This window comes from Microbacterium sp. NPDC055502 (assembly GCF_053643635.1).
Map to the genome: position 1 here is coordinate 278,506 of NZ_JBSHKJ010000002.1, position 19,502 is coordinate 298,007.

Sequence of the window (19,502 nt, forward strand, 5' to 3'; positions counted from 1 at the left end):
TCCTAGCTGCGGGCAGTACCGTGGGCGGGTGGAAATCCTGCTCTATGTGGGCGGCATCCTGTTCATGCTGATCGGCCTCGGCCTCTCGATCGGTCTGCACGAGGTCGGCCATCTCGTCCCCGCGAAGCTCTTCGGCGTGCGCGTCGGCCAGTACATGATCGGCTTCGGCCCGCGGCTGTGGTCGAAGCGGATCGGCGAGACCGAGTACGGCTTCAAGCTGCTCCCGCTCGGCGGGTTCATCTCGATGTCCGGCATGTATCCGTCGTCGAAGGGGGAGCGTCCGGCATCCGGGGTGTTCCGCACGCTCATCCAGGACGCCCGCTCGGCCAACGACGAGACGATCGCCGAGGGCGCGGAGGACCGGGTCTTCTACAAGCTGCCGGTGTGGAAGCGCGTGATCGTGATGCTCGGCGGTCCGCTGATGAACCTGGTCCTGGCCGTGGTGATCTTCACGGTGCTCGTGTGCGGCATCGGCGTGCAGCAGGGGACGACGACCATCTCCGCGGTGAACGAGTGCGTGGTGCCCGCGTCGTCGACCGCCACCGAGTGCGCCCCGGACGACCCGGAGTCCCCCGCGGCGGAGGCGGGGGTGCGACCCGGTGACGTGCTGGTGTCGATCGACGGTCAGCCCGTGTCGACCTTCGAGCAGGCGACGACGATCGTCCAGGCCTCGCCCGGCGAGACGCTCGAGCTGGTGGTGCGGCGCGACGGGGCCGAGCAGACGCTGAGCCTCACGCCCATCGCGGCGGAGCGCACCATCACCGACGCGAGCGGGCGGCCCGTGCTCGACGATCAGGGCGACCCGGTCGTGCGCGAGGTCGGGTACGCGGGGATGATCTCGCAGATGGGCTTCGTGCAACAGCCGCTGAGCGCCGGACCGGAGATGGCCGCCGAGAACGTCGCGAGGGTGGCGTCGCTCATCATCACACTGCCCGTGCGGCTGTGGGATGTGGGTGTGTCCCTGGTCACCGGGGGTGAACGCGACCCGAACGGCCCGTTGAGCGTCGTCGGCGTCGGGCGCCTGGCCGGCGAGGTCGCGGCGACCGATGCCCCGATCCTCAACCGGTTCGCCGTCCTCCTGGGGCTGTTGGGGTCGCTCAACGTGGCGCTGTTCGTGTTCAACCTGATCCCGCTGCTACCGCTCGACGGCGGTCACATCGTGGTCGCGCTGTGGGAGGGGATCAAGCGGGCATGGGCGAAGCTCTTCCGGCGCCCGCCGCCCGCACCCGTGGACGCCACCCGGCTGGTGCCGCTGACGGTGGTGGTGGCCGTCCTGCTGATCGGGATGGGCGCGCTGCTCCTCGTCGCCGACCTGTTCAACCCCGTCAAGCTGCTCGGCTGACCGGCCCGGCGCCGGCGCCGGTCACGCGAGGGCGTACGACACCAGGCGTTCGAGCGTGCGGATGCCGTCGCGCGACAGGATCGACTCCAGGTGTCCCTGCACGGACGCGAAGCGCGGGCCGCGGAGTGCGAACACGTCGCCGGAGCCCGGGTCGGCGGAGACCTCCGCATCCCCGATCCTCGTGGCACCGGGTGTCACACGCGCGGTGAAGGTGTTGTAGAACCCGATCGAGGCGTCCTCGCCGAACACAGGCACCGACTTCTGCAGTCCCTGATGCGGGGCGGCCAGCGGGACCAGCGCTGCGCCCTGACGGTCCGCGAGGATCTGGTGGCTCAGGCACACGGCGAGCAGGGGGGCCTCGGCGTCGAGCCGTCGCTCCACGACCGCGCGCATCCGGGCGATCCGCGCGCTGCCGGTGTCGCGGGGGTCGCCGGGGCCGGGGCCTGCGACGACGAGGTCGGCCGCGGCCACTGCGTCGTCGGTCACGGCATCCCAGGCGGAGATCGTCACGTCCAGGCCGAGGTGACGCAGCTGGTGGGCGAGCATCGTGGTGAAGCGATCCTCGGCATCGACCACGAGGGCGGAGCGCCCCGTGAACGGGCCGGTGAACTCCTCGCCCTGCGGGTTCAGCCAGAACTCGGCGAGGCGGGCGTTGCGGGAGGACAGCAGCGCGGCGATCTCCGGGTCGTCGGCGAGGGAGCGGCGTGCACCGGGGGCATCGGCGTCGCTGCGAGCCTCGGCCGCGCGGTCGCGGTCGATCGCCCCGATGGCGCCGAGCACGCCCGCCGCCTTGCCGTGGGTCTCGGACACCTCGCCGTGCGGGTCGGAGTGGCGCACGAGGGTCGCGCCGACGGGGACGCTGAGCTCGCCGTCGGCGAGATACACGGTCCGGATGAGGATCGGGGCGTCGAGGTCGTGCCCGCCGTCGGCGTTCGGGGTGAACAGCGCTGCGACGCCCGAGTAGTAGCCGCGGGGCTTCTTCTCGTGGCGACGGATCACCGCGCACGCGTTCTGCATCGGTGAGCCCGTGACCGTGGGAGCGAACATCGTCTCGCGGAGGATGTCGCGCGGATCCATGCCGCTGCGTCCGCGGAGCATGTACTCCGTGTGGGTGAGGCGGGACATCTCCTTGAGGTGCGGGCCGGTGATGCGCCCGCCGTCGGCGCAGACGGCGCTCATCATCTTGAGCTCCTCGTCCACCACCATGAACAGCTCCTCGGTCTCCTTGGTGGAGGCGAGGAAGTCGGCGAGGGTCTCCTTGGTCGAGCCCCCGGCCGGATGCCGGAAGGTGCCGGAGATGGGGTTCATGGTGACGACGCCCTCACGCGCGACGACGTGCGCCTCCGGGCTCGCGCCGACCGCGATCCGCCCCGGGGTGACCACCGCGAACGTCCAGTACGCCCCGCGCTCATGCGCGAGCAGGGCACGGAACCACGTGAGGGCGGCCGTGCGGTCGTCGGTGTCGATGCTGGCGGTGTAGTCGCGGCGGATCACGAAGTTCGCGCCCTCGCCGCGTCCGATCTCGTCGGAGATGACCGTCTCGACGATGGCCGCGTACTCCTCGTCCGCGATGTCGAAGCCGCCGTCGCGCAGGGGGACCGACGAGGTCGGCAGCGCATCGAGCACCGCAGGCGTCGGCAGGTGCAGGTGCTCGTCCACCACGATGCAGCGCAGGGGAGCGCCGTCGTCCTGCGCGACGAAGCCGCGCTCGCGCACCTGGCGGTAGGGCACCAGTACGAACACCTCACGCGGCACGCCGTCCGCGGTGAGCGGGATGTCGGCGAGCAGGTCGACGTCGACGACCTCGCCCGTGAGCAGCTCGACGGAGTCGGCGCCGTCGCGCGCGATGAGCACGAAGGATGCGGCCGGATCGGCGCTGAGCTCGGCGAGTCGTGAGAGGGTCATCGATGTCTCCTGTGCAGGGCTCCGGCTCGGCGCAACGAAAAGACCGCCCCGGAGGCGGTCTGGATTCGTGGGAACGCGAACACCGCCTAGGAGGCGGGCCACCAGGTGAGGTTCGCGAGCATGGGGCGAAACTACCACACGCGGCACCCGCGACCCGGGCGGATGACGGGCCGCGCATCCAGCCCGCGCGCATCCGGGCGGCGTAGGCTGAGGGGGTGCCAGCTGTGAACCTTGGGATGCCTCGCATCCCCGAAGTCCTCGCCCCGCGCCGCAAGTCCCGCCAGATCAAGGTCGGCAAGGTGCTCGTGGGCGGCGACGCCCCCGTCAGCGTGCAGTCGATGACGACCACCAAGACGACCGACATCAACGGGACCCTGCAGCAGATCGCCGAGCTCACCGCCTCCGGGTGCGAGATCGTGCGCGTCGCCGTGCCGTCCCAGGACGACGCCGACGTGCTGCACATCATCGCGAAGAAGAGCCAGATCCCGGTGATCGCCGACATCCACTTCCAGCCGAAGTACGTGTTCCAGGCGATCGATGCGGGCTGCGCGGCCGTGCGGGTGAACCCGGGCAACATCCGGAAGTTCGACGATCAGGTGGGCGCGATCGCGAAGGCGGCGCAGGACGCGGGTGTCTCGCTGCGGATCGGCGTGAACGCCGGGTCCCTCGACCGCCGCCTGCTGGAGAAGTACGGCAAGGCCACGCCCGAGGCGCTCGTGGAGAGCGCGGTCTGGGAGGCGTCCCTGTTCGAGGAGCACGACTTCCACGACTTCAAGATCTCCGTCAAGCACAACGACCCCGTCGTCATGGTCAAGGCGTACCGCCTCCTGGCCGAGCGGGGCGACTGGCCCCTGCACCTCGGCGTGACCGAGGCCGGGCCGGCGTTCCAGGGCACGATCAAGAGCGCGACGGCCTTCGGCATCCTGCTCGGCGAGGGCATCGGCGACACGATCCGCGTGTCGCTGTCGGCGCCGCCCGCCGAAGAGGTGAAGGTCGGCCACCAGATCCTGCAGTCGCTGAACCTGCGGGAGCGCAAGCTCGAGATCGTGTCGTGCCCGTCGTGCGGTCGCGCGCAGGTCGACGTGTACACGCTCGCGGAAGACGTGACCGAGGGCCTCAAGGACATGACGGTGCCGCTGCGTGTCGCCGTCATGGGCTGCGTCGTGAACGGGCCCGGTGAGGCCCGCGAGGCCGACCTGGGCGTCGCCTCCGGCAACGGCAAGGGGCAGATCTTCGTGAAGGGCGAGGTCATCAAGACCGTGCCCGAAGAGGACATCGTCGCCACACTGATCGAGGAGGCGAACCGCATCGCCGCCGAGATGGGGCCGGACGCACCGCTCGGCACCGCGCAGGTCGTCACGGCCTGACCGTCGTCCTCATCCGACCGTCGTCCCCGTCGTACCGCACAGGAGAAGCATGCCCTCGCCCACCGTCGTGACCTTCGCCACCGGCTCCACGAGTGGAGAGGGCGTCGTCACCCACGTCGAGAGGACGCCGGAGGGCGTGGTGGTCGTGGTGGACGAGACCCCGTTCCACCCCGTCGACCACACCTGGCCCGACCAGCCGGGTGATGCCGGCACCCTCACGGTCGACGGCACCTCCGTGGCCGTGGCGGAGGCCGTCATGGCGGCCGTGTCCGACGACGGCACGTTCGCGGTGGGGGCCGACATCCCCGTCAAGCGCGGGGGAGAAGGATGGACCTGGCTGGTCGGCCACCGCCTCACCGGTGACGCCCCGGCGGCCCTGGTACCGGGCGCCGCCGTGCGGTTGGACGTCGACGCGGACCGCCGCGCCGGCCTGAGCCGCGGGCACACCGCCTGCCACCTCGCGTCCCTCGCCCTCGACCTGGCCGTCGCCGACCTGTGGCGCAAAGACCCGGGTCTCGACGCCCTCGGCACCCCGGACTTCGAGGGGCGCGCCAACCAGACGAGCCGCATCCACGCGGATGGCGCCGTCGACGAGTACCGCCTCGGCAAGAGCCTGCGCCGCGCGGGCTTCGACACCGAGACCTTCGCGTCGACCCTCGCCGACCGGGAGCAGCGGATCAACGCACAACTCGAGGAGTGGATCACGTCCGCGGCCGCGAGCCGCGTCGAGACCGAGGGGCCGACGATCGTGGACCGTCGCCGCTGGCACTGCGAACTGCCGGAGGGCGAGGCCGTGATCCTGTGCGGGGGCACGCACGCGCACTCGCTCGCCGAGTTCGGCGCGATCCGGGTGGCGTTGGACCTGGCGGATCCTCAGCTTCTCCTCATGACGACGACCGCGACTCCCGCGGCCTGAGCTCGCCGGCGACGTCCTCGAACTCCACCTCGCCCTTTGCGATGTCCGCGCGCACCACGCGCACGCGGATGCGATCGCCCGGCTTCGCGCCGACGGGAGCGGGGGCACTCGCCGTGACCGCTGGTTCGGCGATCTGGATCGTCACGCGCTCGCCGCGATCCTCGACGACGGTGGCCTCGAGCTCGGCGCCGACCAGCGGAGTCAGCAGCGCCGCCTCCACGGCATTGACGGTCGCCGACGCCAGCCGGGAGGCGCGCTGACCGGACTCCTGCATCAGGGCCGGCACCTCGGCGAGCGAGTCACGCGCCCACGCCGGTACGGGTGCGCCGCTCGAGACGGCCAGGCAGATCGCCAGCGACCACCGGTCGACGAGTCGCCGCAGGGGCGCGGTCGCGTGGGCGTAGGGCGCGGCGATGGCGGCCTGGACGGCGTCGTCCGGAGCCGTGCCGTCGAACACCAGATAGCCCGCACCGCGGAACAGCGACGACGCGGCTTCGAGCACGGGCAGCGTCAGGGGGTCGTTCCGGTCCAGCCCGCGCAGGAACTCGCCATAGGTCCCGTCCGTCCACGGGCGACCGAGGGCGACCGTCTGCAGGCGGAAGGTCTCGAAGGCGGCATCGTCGGGTTCCGGCATGGTGCGCAGGATGCCGACGCCGGCGCCCAGCATCAGCTGCGCTGCCGCCATCCCCGTCATGAGCGACAGCTGCGCGTTCGCCTCCTCGATCGGGAGGGGACGGCGTCGCACGATCGCGTAGCTGCCGTCCTCCGCGCGCACGACCTCCTCATCGGGAAGGTTGAGGCTGGCCCCGCCGCGCTTCCGTTCCAGCTCGAGCCGGAGGGCGCCGATCTCCGGGAGGAGCGCCGCGGGTCCACCCTCGCCGCGATCGAGGGCCGCCTGCGTCGTCGCGTAGTCGAGCTGGGCGCGGGAGCGGATGAGCGCCCGTTCGAGGCGGAAATCGCCGACTTCCCCGGTCTCGTCCAGCGCGAAGGTCCACACCAGCGCGGGGCGGTCGGCGTCGGCGAGGAGGGAGGCGCGGTCCTCGCTGAGCACGGGAGGGTGCAGCGGGATCGTGCCGTCCGCCGCGTACAGGGTCTGTCCGCGCCGACGCGCTTCCGCATCGACCGCCCCGCCGGGCTCGACGAAACCGGGGACGTCCGCGATCGCGTAGCGCACGGTGTACCCCGACGAGGTCTTCTCCAGGTGGAAGGCCTGATCGAGGTCGCGCGAGCCCGCCGGGTCGAGCGTCGCGAAGGGGATGTCGCGCAGGTCGAGCTCGGGTGTGGATCCGCTGGCGCGCTCGGCCTCGGCGAGCACGTCGGGCGGGAACGAGGTGGGGGCGTCGAGCGCTTCGCGGAGGTCGGCGAGCGCGGCGGCGAGCTCGGTCTGGGCGGCGGAGGGAGCGACATGGGACCGGCGCTGAGGCATGGCTCCCACCCTAGGCCGAGAAGACCCGATCTCCGGAGGCGTTCTGTCGGTGGTGGCGCGTAACATTTCACCGACGACGTCAGGGTGACGCCGGAAGGGACAGCCATGAAAGCACTCGTCTACCACGGAGCCGGAGAGAAGCGATGGGAGGAGGTTCCGGATCCGACCATCCTGGCGCCGACCGACGCGATCGTCCGCATCGAGGCCACGACCATCTGCGGCACCGACCTGCACATCCTCAAGGGCGATGTCCCGGCCGTGACCGAGGGGCGCATCCTCGGTCACGAGGGTGTCGGGGTGATCACCGAGGTCGGAGGAGCCGTGACCGATCTCGCCGTGGGGGACCGCGTGATCATCGTGCATCACCTCGTGCGGGAAGTGCGACTTCTGCACCGCCGGGCTGGCATCGCACTGCCGAGCCGAGGAGGGGGCGTCGGGGATCGGCTGGATCCTCGGGCACCTGATCGACGGCACGCAGGCGGAGCTGGTGCGGATCCCGTTCGCCGAGACCTCGCTGCACCGGCTTCCGGATGGCGTCTCCGCCGAGACGGCGGTCGTGCTCAGCGACATCCTTCCCACGGGTCACGAGATCGGGGTGCAGTACGGCGGCGTGAAGGCGGGCGACGTGGTCGCCGTCGTCGGCACCGGGCCGGTGGGCCTCGCGGCGATCATGACCGCGCAGCTCTACGGGCCGAGCAAGATCATCGCGATCGACCTCGACGCGAACCGTGTCGAGCAGTCCAGACTCTTCGGGGCCACGCACGGCGTGGTCGCCGGCGCCGAGGGACTGGCGCGATCAGGTGCTCGCCCTGACCGACGGGCTCGGCGTCGACGTCGCGATCGAAGCCGTGGGTGTTCCGGCGACCTGGGGCATGGCGCTGGACATCGTGCGCCCCGGCGGGCACGTCGCCAACGTCGGAGTCCACGGCGCACCCGTCGACTTCCCGATCGATCGCCTGTGGATCCAGAACCTCACCATCACGACGGGCCTGGTGAACGCCGACACGGCGCGCATGCTCACCCGGCTCGTCGCCGAGGGTCGGATCGACCCGGCGGTGTTCGTCAGTCACCGCTTCGCGCTGGACGCCATCGAACAGGCGTACGACACGTTCGCGCGGGCCGCGGAGACGAAGGCGCTGAAGGTGGTGCTCACCGCCTGAAGGCGCAGGGGACAGAGGGTCGGCATAGGGGGATGCCGACTCTCAGCTTCCGTCGGCGCCCCGCGACCGGGCCGAGACATCATCCCCACCACTGCGGCCCTCGCGTCCGTGCCGGGCGTTAGCGTGGGGACATGACCACTGCTGCGAAGGCTCAGACCCTTGTCGGACTCTATGACGCGCCGGAGATCCTCCGCGTGGTGAACGTGTGGGACGTCGTGTCGGCGCGCGCGGTCGCCGCTCTGCCCGAGACGAAGGCGATCGCGACCGCCGGACACGGCATCGCCGCGACCTTCGGCTACGACGACGGCTCCACCCCGCGCGAGCTGATGATCGACATGGTGGGACGCATCGCCGCCGCCGTGCAGGTCCCGGTCACCACCGACCTCGACGACGGCTACGGCGACGCGGGGGAGACCACGCGGCTCGCGATCGCCGCCGGTGTCGTCGGGGCGAACGTCGAAGACCGGCTGAAGCCGCTCGACGAGTCGGTGGCCGCGGTCGAGGCGATCGTGAAGGCGGCCGAGGCGGAGGGCGTGCCGTTCGCGCTCAACGCCCGCACCGACGCGTTCGTGCGCGCGGGGCACCGTCCCGTCCAGGAGAGCGTCGCCGATGCGATCCAGCGCGGCCGCGCTTTCCTCGACGCGGGAGCGACGGCCGTGTTCGTGCCCGGGATCCTCGACGCGAACGTGACGCGGCAGCTCGTCGAGGGCATCGGCGAGCGCAAGGTGAGCGTCATCGGCATCCCCGGTGCGCTCGCCGCCTCGGAGTACGAGAAGCTCGGCGTCGCCCGCATCTCGTACGGTCCGCTGCCGCAGCGGGTCGCGCTCACGGCGCTCCAGGAGCTGGCCGAGAGCCTGTACGCGGGCGGCGTCGTCCCGCAGGGCCTGCCCGCCCTGAACTGACGCGGCGGGACGGGGGACCACGGCTCACTACACTTGAGCCGTGGTCACTCGTCTCTCGAACTTCTTCCTCCGTACACTCCGTGAAGACCCTGCCGGTGCAGAGGTCGCCAGTCACAAGCTGCTGATCCGCGCCGGGTACATCCGACCGCAGGCCGCGGGCATCTTCGCGTGGCTGCCGCTCGGGCTGCGGGTGAAGGCCAAGATCGAGACGGTCATCCGCGAGGAGATGGCCGCCGCGGGTGCCCAGGAGGTGCACTTCCCGGCGCTGATGCCGCGGGAGGCTTACGAGGCGACGGGTCGCTGGGAGGAATACGGCGATCTGCTGTTCCGCCTCCAGGACCGCAAGGGGGGCGACTACCTGCTCGCCCCGACGCACGAGGAGGCCTTCACCCTGCTCGTGAAGGACCTGTACTCGTCGTACAAGGATCTGCCGCTGACGATCTACCAGATCCAGGACAAGTACCGCGACGAGGCGCGGCCCCGCGCCGGCCTTCTCCGCGGCCGCGAGTTCACGATGAAGGACGCCTACTCGTTCGACGCCTCGGACGAGGGGTTGGACGTGAGCTACCAGTCTCAGCGCGACGCCTACGAGCGGATCTTCCAGCGCCTGGGACTCGAGTACGTGATCGTGCAGGCGGATGCGGGCGCGATGGGCGGCTCGCGCAGTGAGGAGTTCCTCCACCCCACCCCCGTCGGCGAGGACACGTTCGTGCGCAGCGCCGGTGGTTACGCGGCGAACGTGGAAGCGTTCACGACCGAGGTGCCTGCGCCCGTGCCGTTCGACGCCGACGCGACCCCGGTGATCTTCGACTCGCCCGACACCCCCACCATCGAGACGCTCGTCTCGCACTGCAACCGTGAGCTGGAGGGCGAGTACACGGCGGCGGACACGCTCAAGAACGTCGTGCTCGCGCTGAAGCACCTCGACGGCACCCGCGAACTCGTCATCGTGGGCATCCCCGGCGACCGCGAGGTGGACGAGAAGCGCGCCGAGGTCGCCTTCGCTCCCGCCGAGGTCGAGACCGCGACCGCGGACGACTTCGAGAACAACCCTCTGCTCGTCAAGGGCTACATCGGTCCGTGGTCACCCACGGGCGCGGTGCTGGGGGAGGAGTCCGCCACCGGCATCCGGTACCTCGTCGACCCGCGGGTGAGCGAGGGCACCAGCTGGATCACCGGGGCGAACATCGACCAGAAGCACGCCCACTCCGTCGTGATGGGCCGCGACTTCGCCGCCGACGGCATCGTCGAGATCGCGAACGTGCGCGCGGGTGACCCCGCGCCCGACGGCTCCGGTCCGGTCGAGCTCGCGCGCGGCATGGAGATCGGCCACGTCTTCCAGCTCGGTCGCAAGTACGCCGAGGCGCTGGGACTGAAGGTGTTGAACGAGAACGGCAAGCTCGTGACGGTGACGATGGGCTCGTACGGCATCGGTGTCACGCGCATCCTCGCGATCATCGCCGAGCTGAACAACGACGACAAGGGACTGATCTGGCCCGCGTCCGTCTCCCCGTTCGACGTCCAGGTGGTGGCGGCGGGCCGCGACCAGGTGGCCTTCGACGTCGCGGAGGAGATCTCGCAGCGGCTGGAGAGCGCGGGACTCGATGTCCTGTACGACGACCGTCCGAAGGTCTCGCCCGGCGTCAAGTTCGGCGACGCCGAGCTCGTCGGTGTGCCGCGCATCCTGATCGTGGGTCGCGGTGCCGCCGAAGGACAGGTCGAGCTGTGGGATCGGCGCAGCGGCGAGCGTGACGCGCTGTCCATCGAGGAGGCGGTCGCGCGACTCACGTCGCGCTGACCTCGGTGACCGCGCGGCTCAGCAGGTGATGCGGCCGTGATCCATGGTGTCGTCCGGGGTGTCGTGGGTCACGAGGGCTTTCAGCGCCCCGGCGGCCATCGCGATCTTCCCCTTGGCGGGTTCCCAGAACTCGGTGACCCGCGGGGTGACCCGCAGGAGGGCGATGCCCGGCGTCTCCAGGCCGTCGGCGAACCAGATGTCGAGTGACGGCGAGTAGAGCTCTTCCATCTTGGCGCGGTCGTGCACGACCTCCGCGGTTCCGGCGACGGAGACGTAGCGCATGCCCTTGGAGTCGCAGTACGCGAGCCCCACGTCGTGGTTGCGGCGTGCCTCATCGACCTTCTCGGTGTCCTCCGCGGTGAAGAACCAGATGTCTCCCGCATCGTCCATCTGCCGGGTGGACATCGGGCGGCTCACGAGGTGGCCGTCCTCGTCGACGGTGGTGAGCATCGTGATGTCGATGTCCTCCACGAGCTCGGAGACGCGGGCGAGGGCTTCAGGTCCGGTGATCTCGGTCATGGAGCCAGGATGCCCCCGCCCGGTCGCCGCCGCAGGGGCGTTGACAGGGGCGGACGAGCGTGCTGACGCCGCGCGTGGTGCTCCGCCGCGCGGACGGCGTTGCGGGGCCCGATCGCGTGCGAGCATGACACGCTGGTGACATGGCCGAACAGTCCCTTCCTCCCGCGCTCACGTCCGAGATCAACGCCGTGCTGGACGAGGCGGGCGTGCACGCGGATCGGCGCCTGGTGATGCGGATGCTCCGGACCGCGCTGCAGCTGGGGGAGGACGGCACGGATCGCCTCGACCTCAAGATCGCCTCGGCGGCGCTGGCCGAGATGCGCGACGCCTTCCGTCTGTTCGCACCGTTCCGCGGTGTACCGAAGGTGACGGTGTTCGGCTCCGCCCGCACGCGCCAGGACGACCCGCTGTACGTGCAGGCGCGGGACGTGGCCGCCGCGCTCGCCCGCGATGGCTGGATGGTGGTCACGGGCGCCGGCCCCGGGATCATGCAAGCCGCGGCGGAGGGAGCGGGCCCCGCGCTGTCGCTCGGTGTCTCCATCCGGCTGCCCTTCGAGGAGAAGGCCAACGCGGTCGTCGCAGGTCAGGACCAGGTGGTCGCGATGAAGTACTTCTTCACGCGCAAGCTGATGCTGATCAAGGAGTCGAGCGGGTTCCTCTGCCTTCCCGGCGGGTTCGGGACGCTGGACGAGATGTTCGAGCTCCTCACGCTCCAGCAGACGGGTAAGGCGGAGCCGACGCCCATCGTCCTGCTCGACGAGAAGGGCGGGTCGTTCTGGGAGGGGATGCGTCGCTTCGTCGACGAGCACCTCGCGCCGATGGGTGTGATCTCGGAGGGCGACTTCGATCGGGTCGTGATCACCGATTCGGTGGAGGCGGCGAGGGCGGAGATCACGGGCTTCTGGCGCAACTACGACTCGCTGCGCTGGGTGGGTGACGCGCTGGTGCTGCGGCTGCGCGCGGAACCGACCGAGGCCGAGGTGGCGGAACTGAACGAGGCGTTCGGCTCGATGCTGTCGGACGGTCGCATCGAGCGGACGCCGCCGCTGCCGCCCGAGGCGGCCGACGACGATCGCCTCGACCTGCCGCGTCTGATGCTGCACCTGGATCAGCGCCAGGTCGGCAACCTGTTCCGCCTCATCGGGGCGATCAACGCGCTGCCGTCCGCCCCGACCGCCTGACCCGCCCCCGCCCCTGCCGCGTGGCCGGGGTCTCCGACGCACGGTATCGTTGTACGGATGTCGCGCGTGCGATCAGGCGCGACGAGAGCTGAATAGGGAGGCCGTCATGGACATCGAACTGAGTCTGCTGCGAGGGATCGAGAAGGAGAAGGCGATCCCGTTCGACGAGCTCGTCGCGATCATCGAGCAGGCGATCCTGACCGCGTACTCCAAGCACGTGTCGCCCGAGGGGGCGGCGCCCGAGGGCGTCCGCGTCGAGCTCGACCGTACGACAGGGCACGTCGCCGTGCTGCAGGTCGTCCGTGACGAGGAGGGCGCGGTCATCGGCGAGGAGGACGCGACCCCCGACGACTTCGGGCGCATCGCCGCCTTCGCCGCCAAGCAGGTCATCAGCCAGCGCCTCCGGGACATCGCCGACGACGCCGTGCTGGGCGAGTTCAAGGGGCGTGAGGGCGACATCGTCGCCGGCGTCATCCAGCAGGGGCCCAACCCGCGGATGATCCACGTCGACCTCGGCTCGGTCGAGGCGATCCTCCCGCCGGAGGAGCAGGTGCCCGGCGAGGAGTACACGCACGGCTCGCGTCTGCGCGTGTACGTCACGAGCGTCGCCAAGGGGCTCAAGGGGCCGCAGATCACCGTGTCGCGCACCCACCCGGGCCTCGTCCGCAAGCTGTTCGCGCTCGAGGTGCCGGAGATCGCAGCCGGACTGGTCGAGATCGTCTCGCTCGCGCGGGAGGCCGGTCACCGTACGAAGATCGCCGTGCGCGCGAACGACCCGTCGATCAACGCGAAGGGCGCGTGCATCGGCGAGCTCGGGCGGCGCGTACGCGCCGTCACGGAGGAGCTGTCCGGCGAGAAGATCGACATCGTCGACCACGACCCCGACCTCGCGACCTTCGTCGCCCATGCGCTGTCACCGGCGAAGGTCACGAGCTCGTTCGTGCTCGACGCCTCCACCAAGGCGGTCAGGGCGCTCGTGCCGGACTACCAGTTGTCCCTCGCGATCGGCAAGGAGGGGCAGAACGCCCGCCTCGCCGCCAAGCTGACCGGCGCGAAGATCGACATCCAGCCGGACAGCGTCCTCGACTGATCGGACTCCGCGGCCCGCCACGCCCCGGGGCGGGCGAACGCGGACGGAACGCAGGTGTAAGATGGATCCCGTACGAATGTGCGTCGGTTGTCGCACGCGTGCTCCCCGCTCCGCCCTGCTCAGGGTGGTGAGCCAGAACAACACCCTCGTCCTCGATGAGCGTGCTGTCCTGCCGGGACGAGGCGCGTGGGTGCATCCGACACAGGAATGCATGGATGCCGCCCTGCGGCGCCGTGCTTTCGGACGTGCACTCCGTGTGTCCGCCACTCTGGACACGCAGACCATCGAACAGCATCCGCTGAGAACCAAAGGCTGAACGGCTATGGAAACAAAGTGAACGGCTCGAAATGAGACCCGTCCGCGACTAGTGGTCTGCCCTGTCTGGGCAGACCGACCCAGACAGGAGAATTGTGGCTGGTAAACCACGCGTACATGAGATCGCCGCTGAACTCGGCGTCGACAGCAAGGTCGCCCTCGCGAAGCTCAAGGAGCTCGGCGAGTTCGTGAAGAGCCCGTCGTCGACGGTCGAGCCCCCGGTGGCGCGCAAGCTGCGCGCCGCGATCGAGGCCGACCCGTCGCTCAAGGCGTCCGGCGAGCCCGCGGCGGCCAAGCCCGGGCCCAAGCCCGCGGCGAAGAGCTCGGCACCGACCCCCGGCCCGAAGCCGGGACCCAAGCCCGGACCCGCGGCTCCGGCCGCTCCGGCACCCGCCGAGGCTCCCGCCGCCGCACAGGCTCCGGCGGAGAAGGCTCCGGCTCCCGCGGCTCCGGCCAAGCCGTCCGCTCCGGCGCCGGCCGCCCCGTCGTCGGGTGACGGCAACGCCCCGAAGCCCGGTGCGCCGCGCCCCGGCAACAACCCCTTCTCGTCGGCGCAGGGCATGGGGCAGCGCCCCGCCGGTCCCCGTCCCGGCAACAACCCCTTCGCCTCGGCGCAGGGCATGGGACAGCGGCCGACCCCCGGCAACATCCCGCGTCCGCAGGCGCCGCGTCCCGGGGCTCCTCGTCCCGGAGCGCCCCGTCCGGGTTCGCCCCGTCCGGGTGCGCCTCGTGGCGGCCAGGGCGGTCGTCCCGGTGCTCCGTTCCAGCAGCGCACGGGCGGTCCCGGTCGTCCGGGTGGCGCCGGTGGCGGTCCCGGTGCGGGCCCCCGTCCCGGTGGTGGCTTCGCCGGTCGTCCCGGTGGCGGCGGCGGTCGCGGTCGTGGCCCCGGTGGCGGCACGGCCGGTGCCTTCGGTAAGGGCGGCGGCAAGAGCAAGCAGCGCAAGTCGCGGCGGGCGAAGCGGCAAGAGTTCGAGATGCGGAGCGCCCCGGTCGTCGGCGGCGTCAACGTCACGCGCGGCAACGGCGAGACGATCCGCATGCGCCGCGGTGCGTCCATCGCGGACTTCGCCGACAAGATCGAGGCACTGACCGGCTACACCGTGCAGCCGGGCACGCTCGTGACGATCCTCTTCAACCTCGGCGAGATGGCCACGGCCACCGAGTCGCTGGACGAGGCCACGTTCGAGGTCCTGGGTGAGGAGCTGGGCTACAAGGTCCAGATGGTCTCGCCCGAAGACGAGGACAAGGAGCTCCTCGAGGGCTTCGGTCTCGACCTCGAGAAGGAGCTGGCGGAGGAGAGCGAGGACGACCTCGAGATCCGTCCCCCGGTCGTCACCGTCATGGGTCACGTCGACCACGGTAAGACGCGCCTTCTCGACGCGATCCGTCAGACGAACGTCATCGAGGGCGAGGCCGGCGGCATCACCCAGCACATCGGTGCGTACCAGGTCTGGACCGAGCACGAGGGCATCGAGCGGGCCATCACCTTCATCGACACCCCGGGTCACGAGGCGTTCACCGCCATGCGTGCCCGTGGTGCCCAGGTGACCGACCTCGCGATCCTCGTGGTCGCGGCCGACGACGGCATCATGCCGCAGACGGTGGAGGCCCTGAACCACGCCCAGGCGGCGAACGTGCCGATCGTGGTCGCGGTCAACAAGGTCGACAAGCCCGAGGCCAACCCGGCCAAGGTGCGTCAGCAGCTGACCGAATACGGTCTGGTGGCCGAGGAGTACGGCGGCGACGTGATGTTCGTCGACGTGTCGGCTCGCGCGAACACCGGCATCCAGGACCTCCTGGACGCCGTGCTGCTCACCGCGGACGCCGGTCTCGACCTCACCGCCAACCCGAACAAGGCCGCTCGCGGTGTCGCCATCGAGGCGAAGCTCGACAAGGGCCGCGGTTCGGTCGCGACGGTGCTGATCCAGTCCGGAACCCTGCGGGTCGGTGACGCGATCGTGGCGGGTACCGCCTACGGCCGCGTGCGCGCGATGATCGACGAGAACGGCGAGACCGTCGAGGCGGCCGCGCCGTCTCGCCCGGTCCAGGTGCAGGGACTCAACTCCGTGCCCCGCGCCGGCGACGTCTTCATCGTCACCGAGGAAGACCGCATGGCCCGTCAGATCGCCGAGAAGCGTGAAGCGGTCGAGCGCAACGCCCAGCTGGCCAAGGCCCGCAAGCGCATCTCGCTCGAGGACTTCACCCGTGCTCTGGAAGAGGGCAAGGTCGAGTCGCTCAACCTCATCATCAAGGGTGACGTCTCCGGTGCCGTCGAGGCGCTGGAGGAGTCGCTCCTCAAGATTGAGGTCGACGACTCGGTCCAGCTGCGCATCATCCACCGCGGTGTCGGTGCGATCACCGAGTCCGACGTGAACCTGGCGACGATCGACAACGCGATCATCGTGGGCTTCAACGTCCGCCCCGACACGAAGGCGCGCGAGCGCGCCTCCCGTGAGGGCGTGGACATCCGCTTCTACTCCGTCATCTACAACGCGATCGACGAGATCGAGAGCTCGCTCAAGGGCATGCTCAAGCCGGAGTACGAAGAGGTCCAGTCGGGTGTCGCCGAGATCCGCGAGGTGTTCCGCTCCTCGAAGTTCGGCAACATCGCCGGTGTCATCGTGCGGTCGGGAACGATCACGCGCAACGCGAAGGCCCGCGTCATCCGCGACGGCGTCGTCATCGCCGATGGCCTGGCCATCGAGTCGCTGCGCCGGTTCAAGGACGACGTCACCGAGGTGCGCACCGACTACGAAGCCGGTATCGGCCTCGGCAAGTACAACGACATCCAGATCGGCGACGAGATCGAGACCACCGAGATGGTCGAGAAGCCTCGCGGCTGATCGGGTTCGATACCTTCGGGCGGGGATGCTGAGGCGTCCCCGCCCGAAGGCCTCTGAAGGGAAAGAGCTATGGCAGGCGAACGACAGGCACGACTCGCGGACCGCATCCGTGTGATCCTCGCCGAGCGTCTCGAGAAGGGTCTGCGCGACCCGCGGCTCGGGTTCGTGACCATCACCGATGTCCGCGTGAGCGGAGACCTGCAGCACGCCTCGGTGTTCTACACGGTCCTCGGCTCGGAGGAGGAGCGCATCGCGAGCGGTGCCGCCCTGACCTCGGCGACGGGCATGCTGCGCAGCGAGGTCGGCCGACAGCTGAGCACGCGTCTCGTGCCGACGCTCGAGTTCATCCCGGACGCGCTCCCGGAGAACGCCGATCACATCACGGCGCTGCTGCGTGAGGCGCAGGAGCGGGACGCCGAGGTCGCGAAGCTCGCCTCCTCTGCCTCCCCGGCCGGCGACGCCGACCCGTACCGCTCGGTCGACGACGAGGACTGATCCGTTTGATACCCTCGGGTCCGCGGGGATGACATCCGATGGACCTGGGGGATCGGCATTCCAGCGACGGTATCGAGCGACGACGGTGTCGTCGCGCCCGCGATCGTGGAGCTGCTGCTCCGCGATCTTCTCGCGCGCGAACTGGTCTGCGCGCCGCACGTGGTGGCGCGACTGGCCGCGCGTCTCGCCGCCGATCCGCCGAGCGTCGTCGAGGTCGCGGAGCGGCTGACGCCGGACCAGCGGCTGGGGCGGCGCGCACTGCCGTCACCCCTGCCCCTGACGCCCGCGGTCGAGCGTGCCTTCGCGGAGCTCGAGCTCTCGGAGCGTGACCGCACGCTGCTGCTCGCGCAGACACTGCGCAGCGGCGACGACCTCGGCACCCTGGTCGCGTTCGACGGCCGGTCGGCGCGGGAGCTGGCGGCCTCCCCGGTCGGCGCACTGCTCGTGATCCATGCGGGCCGGGTGCGACTGTCCGACCCGCGCCTCTCGGTGTGGATTCAGGCGCTGTCGACCTCGGCGCGGACGGCGGAGGTGCACACCCGGCTGGCGGGACTGCACGCGGCCCTCGGCGATGAGGACGCAGCGGCGTGGCATCGGGCGCGCGCGTCGTTGACCGGCGACCCCGCGGCCGCACGGACGCTGGTCGGTGCGGCGCGGAGACTGCTCGGCGCCGGACGGGAGGAGCGCGCGCTGGCTCTCGCCCGGGAGGCCGCGGCGCACGTGTCGGGCCGCCGGCGGGACGGGGCGATGCTGTTCGCCGGTCTCGCGGCTGTCGGCGCGGGTCTCGTCGGGGATGCCGTGCACGATCTCGGCAGCCTGTATCCCCGCGCGTCGGCGCGGCTCCGGGGACGGGCGCTCGGGGGACTGCTGGTGGCGCAGACGTTCGTGCTGGGCGCGGTGCCGGATGTCGATCCGGCGCTGTTCCGACCGCGCAGCGCGAAGGGTCGGGCTGCGTGGCGCGACTGGACGAGAGCGGCCGGGCTCGCGGCGCTGCTGTGCTCGGAACGAGGAGACCGGGCCCCGATGCGCCTGTGGCTCGACGCGGTGCGCGAGGGAGCCGCGGTCGTCGGGGCCGAGACCGAGCTGCGGGAGCCCGTCGTCGCCCTGTGCTGGCTTCTCGCGGGGGACAGCGAGGTCGGCGTCGGAGAGGGTGAGGGGCCGCTGTGCGGAACCCTGCTCCGGGCGCTCCGACTCGCGGCTCGCGGTGACATCGAGCAGGGGCTGCGCCTGCTGCGCGACGACTCGCCCCTGGCCGATCTCGCACCGGACCATCTGGTGCCGGGGCTCGAGCGCAGTCCGCTCGTGCGCGCCTATCGGGCGGTGGCCGAGACGCTGCTGCTGGTGTGGCGTGGTGACATCGGCGCGGCGCGGGAGCGGCTGCTCCGCGCCGCGGTCGAGCTCCCGGTCGCGCTTCCGTTCGCGGGACTGGGGGTCGTCCTCGCGCGGCGGCTCGATCTCGCCGTGCGGGGGGAGATCGGACCGGTCGCCCACGCCCTCACGGCCGTGCTTCCGGTAGGGGGAGGCGTCGACGGGTTGGTCGACAGCGGGATCGAGGCCTTCCTGGCGGGCGCGGTGGACGCGGCGGGGGCGGCGGTGGAGCTCTGGCGCGACGGCGGGGCTCCGGAGCCGGTGCTCGGTGTTCCCGGGCTCGAGGAGGTGGCTGTCGCGGCGCAGGTGCAGCGCGCGGCATCCGGGCCCGTCACACCTCCGGACCTCGCGGCGGCACGCGACCTCCGGGTGCGCCTCCTGGCGGCGTCGGCGGGGAGCTGGCCGTCGGAGCGAGACGACGTGCGGGAGACGGCGCGCACGCTGCGCTCCCCGTTCGCGCGGGCGCGCGTCGAGCTCGTGCTGGGTCTGCAGCACGCGGTGCGTGACGACCATCTCGCCGCACGGATGCACCTGCAGCGGGCGGAGCGGCTGTTCGAGGCGGCGGGTGCGGACGCGTGGGCGCGGGCGGCCAGGGACAGGATCGATCGGCTCGACACCACGGCGGCGCAGCTCGTCCCCGCGCCGGAGCGGCTCTCGGTGTGCCGCAGCGTGTGGAGGCGGCGGCTCACCGCGCGTGAGCTCGACGTCGCGATGCTGGCCGTTCGTGGCGCGGGCAACCGCGAGATCGGTCGAGAGCTGAGCGTGTCGGTGCGGACCGTGGAGGTGCACCTCGGGCGCGTGTTCGCGAAGCTGGAGGTGCGCAACCGTGTCGAGCTCACGGCTCTCGCCCACCGCACCGAGCGTCACCTCTGATC

14 protein-coding genes and 1 pseudogene are annotated in these 19,502 nt (G+C 71.0%); 12 read left to right on the forward strand and 3 right to left on the reverse strand.

Annotated elements, in window-relative coordinates; genetic code table 11:
• Positions 1-28 precede the first annotated feature (28 nt).
• Complete coding sequence (locus tag ACWH95_RS12330; RefSeq protein ID WP_454120736.1) at positions 29-1,342, forward strand: M50 family metallopeptidase; 1,314 nt, start codon at positions 29-31, stop codon at positions 1,340-1,342.
• A gap of 21 nt (positions 1,343-1,363) precedes the next feature.
• Here ACWH95_RS12330 and ACWH95_RS12335 read toward each other — a convergent pair whose 3' ends face one another.
• Complete coding sequence (locus ACWH95_RS12335) at positions 1,364-3,247, reverse strand: chorismate-binding protein (RefSeq protein WP_454120737.1); 1,884 nt, start codon at positions 3,245-3,247, stop codon at positions 1,364-1,366.
• A gap of 215 nt (positions 3,248-3,462) precedes the next feature.
• Here ACWH95_RS12335 and ispG point away from each other — a divergent pair, with 215 nt between their 5' ends.
• The gene (gene ispG / locus ACWH95_RS12340; RefSeq protein ID WP_205812722.1) at positions 3,463-4,614 is read left to right on the forward strand and encodes a flavodoxin-dependent (E)-4-hydroxy-3-methylbut-2-enyl-diphosphate synthase; all 1,152 of its coding nucleotides are present in this window, start codon (positions 3,463-3,465) and stop codon (positions 4,612-4,614) included.
• A 49-nt stretch (positions 4,615-4,663) separates the two neighbouring features.
• Positions 4,664-5,530: a hypothetical protein gene (locus ACWH95_RS12345; RefSeq protein WP_454120738.1), complete on the forward strand. Its 867-nt coding sequence runs from the start codon at positions 4,664-4,666 to the stop codon at positions 5,528-5,530.
• Here the strand turns inward: ACWH95_RS12345 and ACWH95_RS12350 are convergent.
• Positions 5,499-6,956 carry an RNB domain-containing ribonuclease gene (locus ACWH95_RS12350; RefSeq protein ID WP_454120739.1) on the reverse strand — a complete coding sequence of 486 codons (1,458 nt, stop codon included), beginning with the start codon at positions 6,954-6,956 and terminating at the stop codon, positions 5,499-5,501. The genes ACWH95_RS12345 and ACWH95_RS12350 overlap by 32 nt on opposite strands.
• 105 nt (positions 6,957-7,061) lie before the next feature.
• Between ACWH95_RS12350 and ACWH95_RS12355 the strand changes: the two are divergent.
• The 3 genes and pseudogenes from ACWH95_RS12355 (at position 7,062) to ACWH95_RS12365 (ending at position 10,816) form a co-directional block, all read left to right on the forward strand.
• A pseudogene (locus ACWH95_RS12355) lies at positions 7,062-8,116 on the forward strand (zinc-dependent alcohol dehydrogenase family protein).
• A 131-nt stretch (positions 8,117-8,247) separates the two neighbouring features.
• Entirely contained in the window at positions 8,248-9,018 is a 771-nt protein-coding gene (locus ACWH95_RS12360) for an isocitrate lyase/PEP mutase family protein (RefSeq protein ID WP_454120740.1), read from the forward strand.
• 40 nt (positions 9,019-9,058) lie between these two features.
• Positions 9,059-10,816, forward strand: a complete 1,758-nt coding sequence (locus ACWH95_RS12365; protein WP_247638665.1) for a proline--tRNA ligase — start codon at positions 9,059-9,061, stop codon at positions 10,814-10,816.
• Positions 10,817-10,834: 18 nt separating this feature from the next.
• Here the strand turns inward: ACWH95_RS12365 and ACWH95_RS12370 are convergent, their stop codons facing one another.
• Positions 10,835-11,335: a pyridoxamine 5'-phosphate oxidase family protein gene (locus tag ACWH95_RS12370; protein WP_136032881.1), complete on the reverse strand. Its 501-nt coding sequence runs from the start codon at positions 11,333-11,335 to the stop codon at positions 10,835-10,837.
• Positions 11,336-11,475: 140 nt separating this feature from the next.
• On the opposite strand from ACWH95_RS12370, the gene ACWH95_RS12375 reads away from it, so the two are divergent.
• The 6 genes from ACWH95_RS12375 (at position 11,476) to ACWH95_RS12400 (ending at position 19,500) form a co-directional block, all read left to right on the forward strand.
• Positions 11,476-12,516: an LOG family protein gene (locus ACWH95_RS12375; RefSeq protein ID WP_247638666.1), complete on the forward strand. Its 1,041-nt coding sequence runs from the start codon at positions 11,476-11,478 to the stop codon at positions 12,514-12,516.
• Between the two features lie 106 nt (positions 12,517-12,622).
• Positions 12,623-13,606, forward strand: a complete 984-nt coding sequence (gene nusA, locus ACWH95_RS12380) for a transcription termination factor NusA (protein ID WP_136032885.1) — start codon at positions 12,623-12,625, stop codon at positions 13,604-13,606.
• Between the two features lie 76 nt (positions 13,607-13,682).
• A complete protein-coding gene (locus ACWH95_RS12385) occupies positions 13,683-13,922 on the forward strand; it encodes a YlxR family protein (protein ID WP_240744613.1) in 240 nt (79 codons plus the stop codon).
• 94 nt (positions 13,923-14,016) lie between these two features.
• Positions 14,017-16,764, forward strand: a complete 2,748-nt coding sequence (gene infB, locus ACWH95_RS12390) for a translation initiation factor IF-2 (RefSeq protein ID WP_206251390.1) — start codon at positions 14,017-14,019, stop codon at positions 16,762-16,764.
• 69 nt (positions 16,765-16,833) lie between these two features.
• Positions 16,834-17,259: a 30S ribosome-binding factor RbfA gene (gene rbfA / locus ACWH95_RS12395; RefSeq protein ID WP_136035107.1), complete on the forward strand. Its 426-nt coding sequence runs from the start codon at positions 16,834-16,836 to the stop codon at positions 17,257-17,259.
• Between the two features lie 105 nt (positions 17,260-17,364).
• Positions 17,365-19,500, forward strand: a complete 2,136-nt coding sequence (locus ACWH95_RS12400; protein WP_454120741.1) for a LuxR C-terminal-related transcriptional regulator — start codon at positions 17,365-17,367, stop codon at positions 19,498-19,500.
• Positions 19,501-19,502: the final 2 nt, after the last annotated feature.

Excerpts from the sequence above, each read along its gene's own strand:
- ACWH95_RS12335 (WP_454120737.1), bottom strand. The coding sequence starts at position 3,247 with ATGACCCTCTCACGACTCGCCGAGCTCAGCGCCGATCCGGCCGCATCC.
- ACWH95_RS12345 (WP_454120738.1), top strand. The coding sequence starts at position 4,664 with ATGCCCTCGCCCACCGTCGTGACCTTCGCCACCGGCTCCACGAGTGGA.
- ACWH95_RS12350 (WP_454120739.1), bottom strand. The coding sequence starts at position 6,956 with ATGCCTCAGCGCCGGTCCCATGTCGCTCCCTCCGCCGCCCAGACCGAG.
- ACWH95_RS12360 (WP_454120740.1), top strand. The coding sequence starts at position 8,248 with ATGACCACTGCTGCGAAGGCTCAGACCCTTGTCGGACTCTATGACGCG.
- ACWH95_RS12370 (WP_136032881.1), bottom strand. The coding sequence starts at position 11,335 with ATGACCGAGATCACCGGACCTGAAGCCCTCGCCCGCGTCTCCGAGCTC.
- ACWH95_RS12375 (WP_247638666.1), top strand. The coding sequence starts at position 11,476 with ATGGCCGAACAGTCCCTTCCTCCCGCGCTCACGTCCGAGATCAACGCC.
- nusA (WP_136032885.1), top strand. The coding sequence starts at position 12,623 with ATGGACATCGAACTGAGTCTGCTGCGAGGGATCGAGAAGGAGAAGGCG.
- ACWH95_RS12385 (WP_240744613.1), top strand. The coding sequence starts at position 13,683 with ATGTGCGTCGGTTGTCGCACGCGTGCTCCCCGCTCCGCCCTGCTCAGG.
- rbfA (WP_136035107.1), top strand. The coding sequence starts at position 16,834 with ATGGCAGGCGAACGACAGGCACGACTCGCGGACCGCATCCGTGTGATC.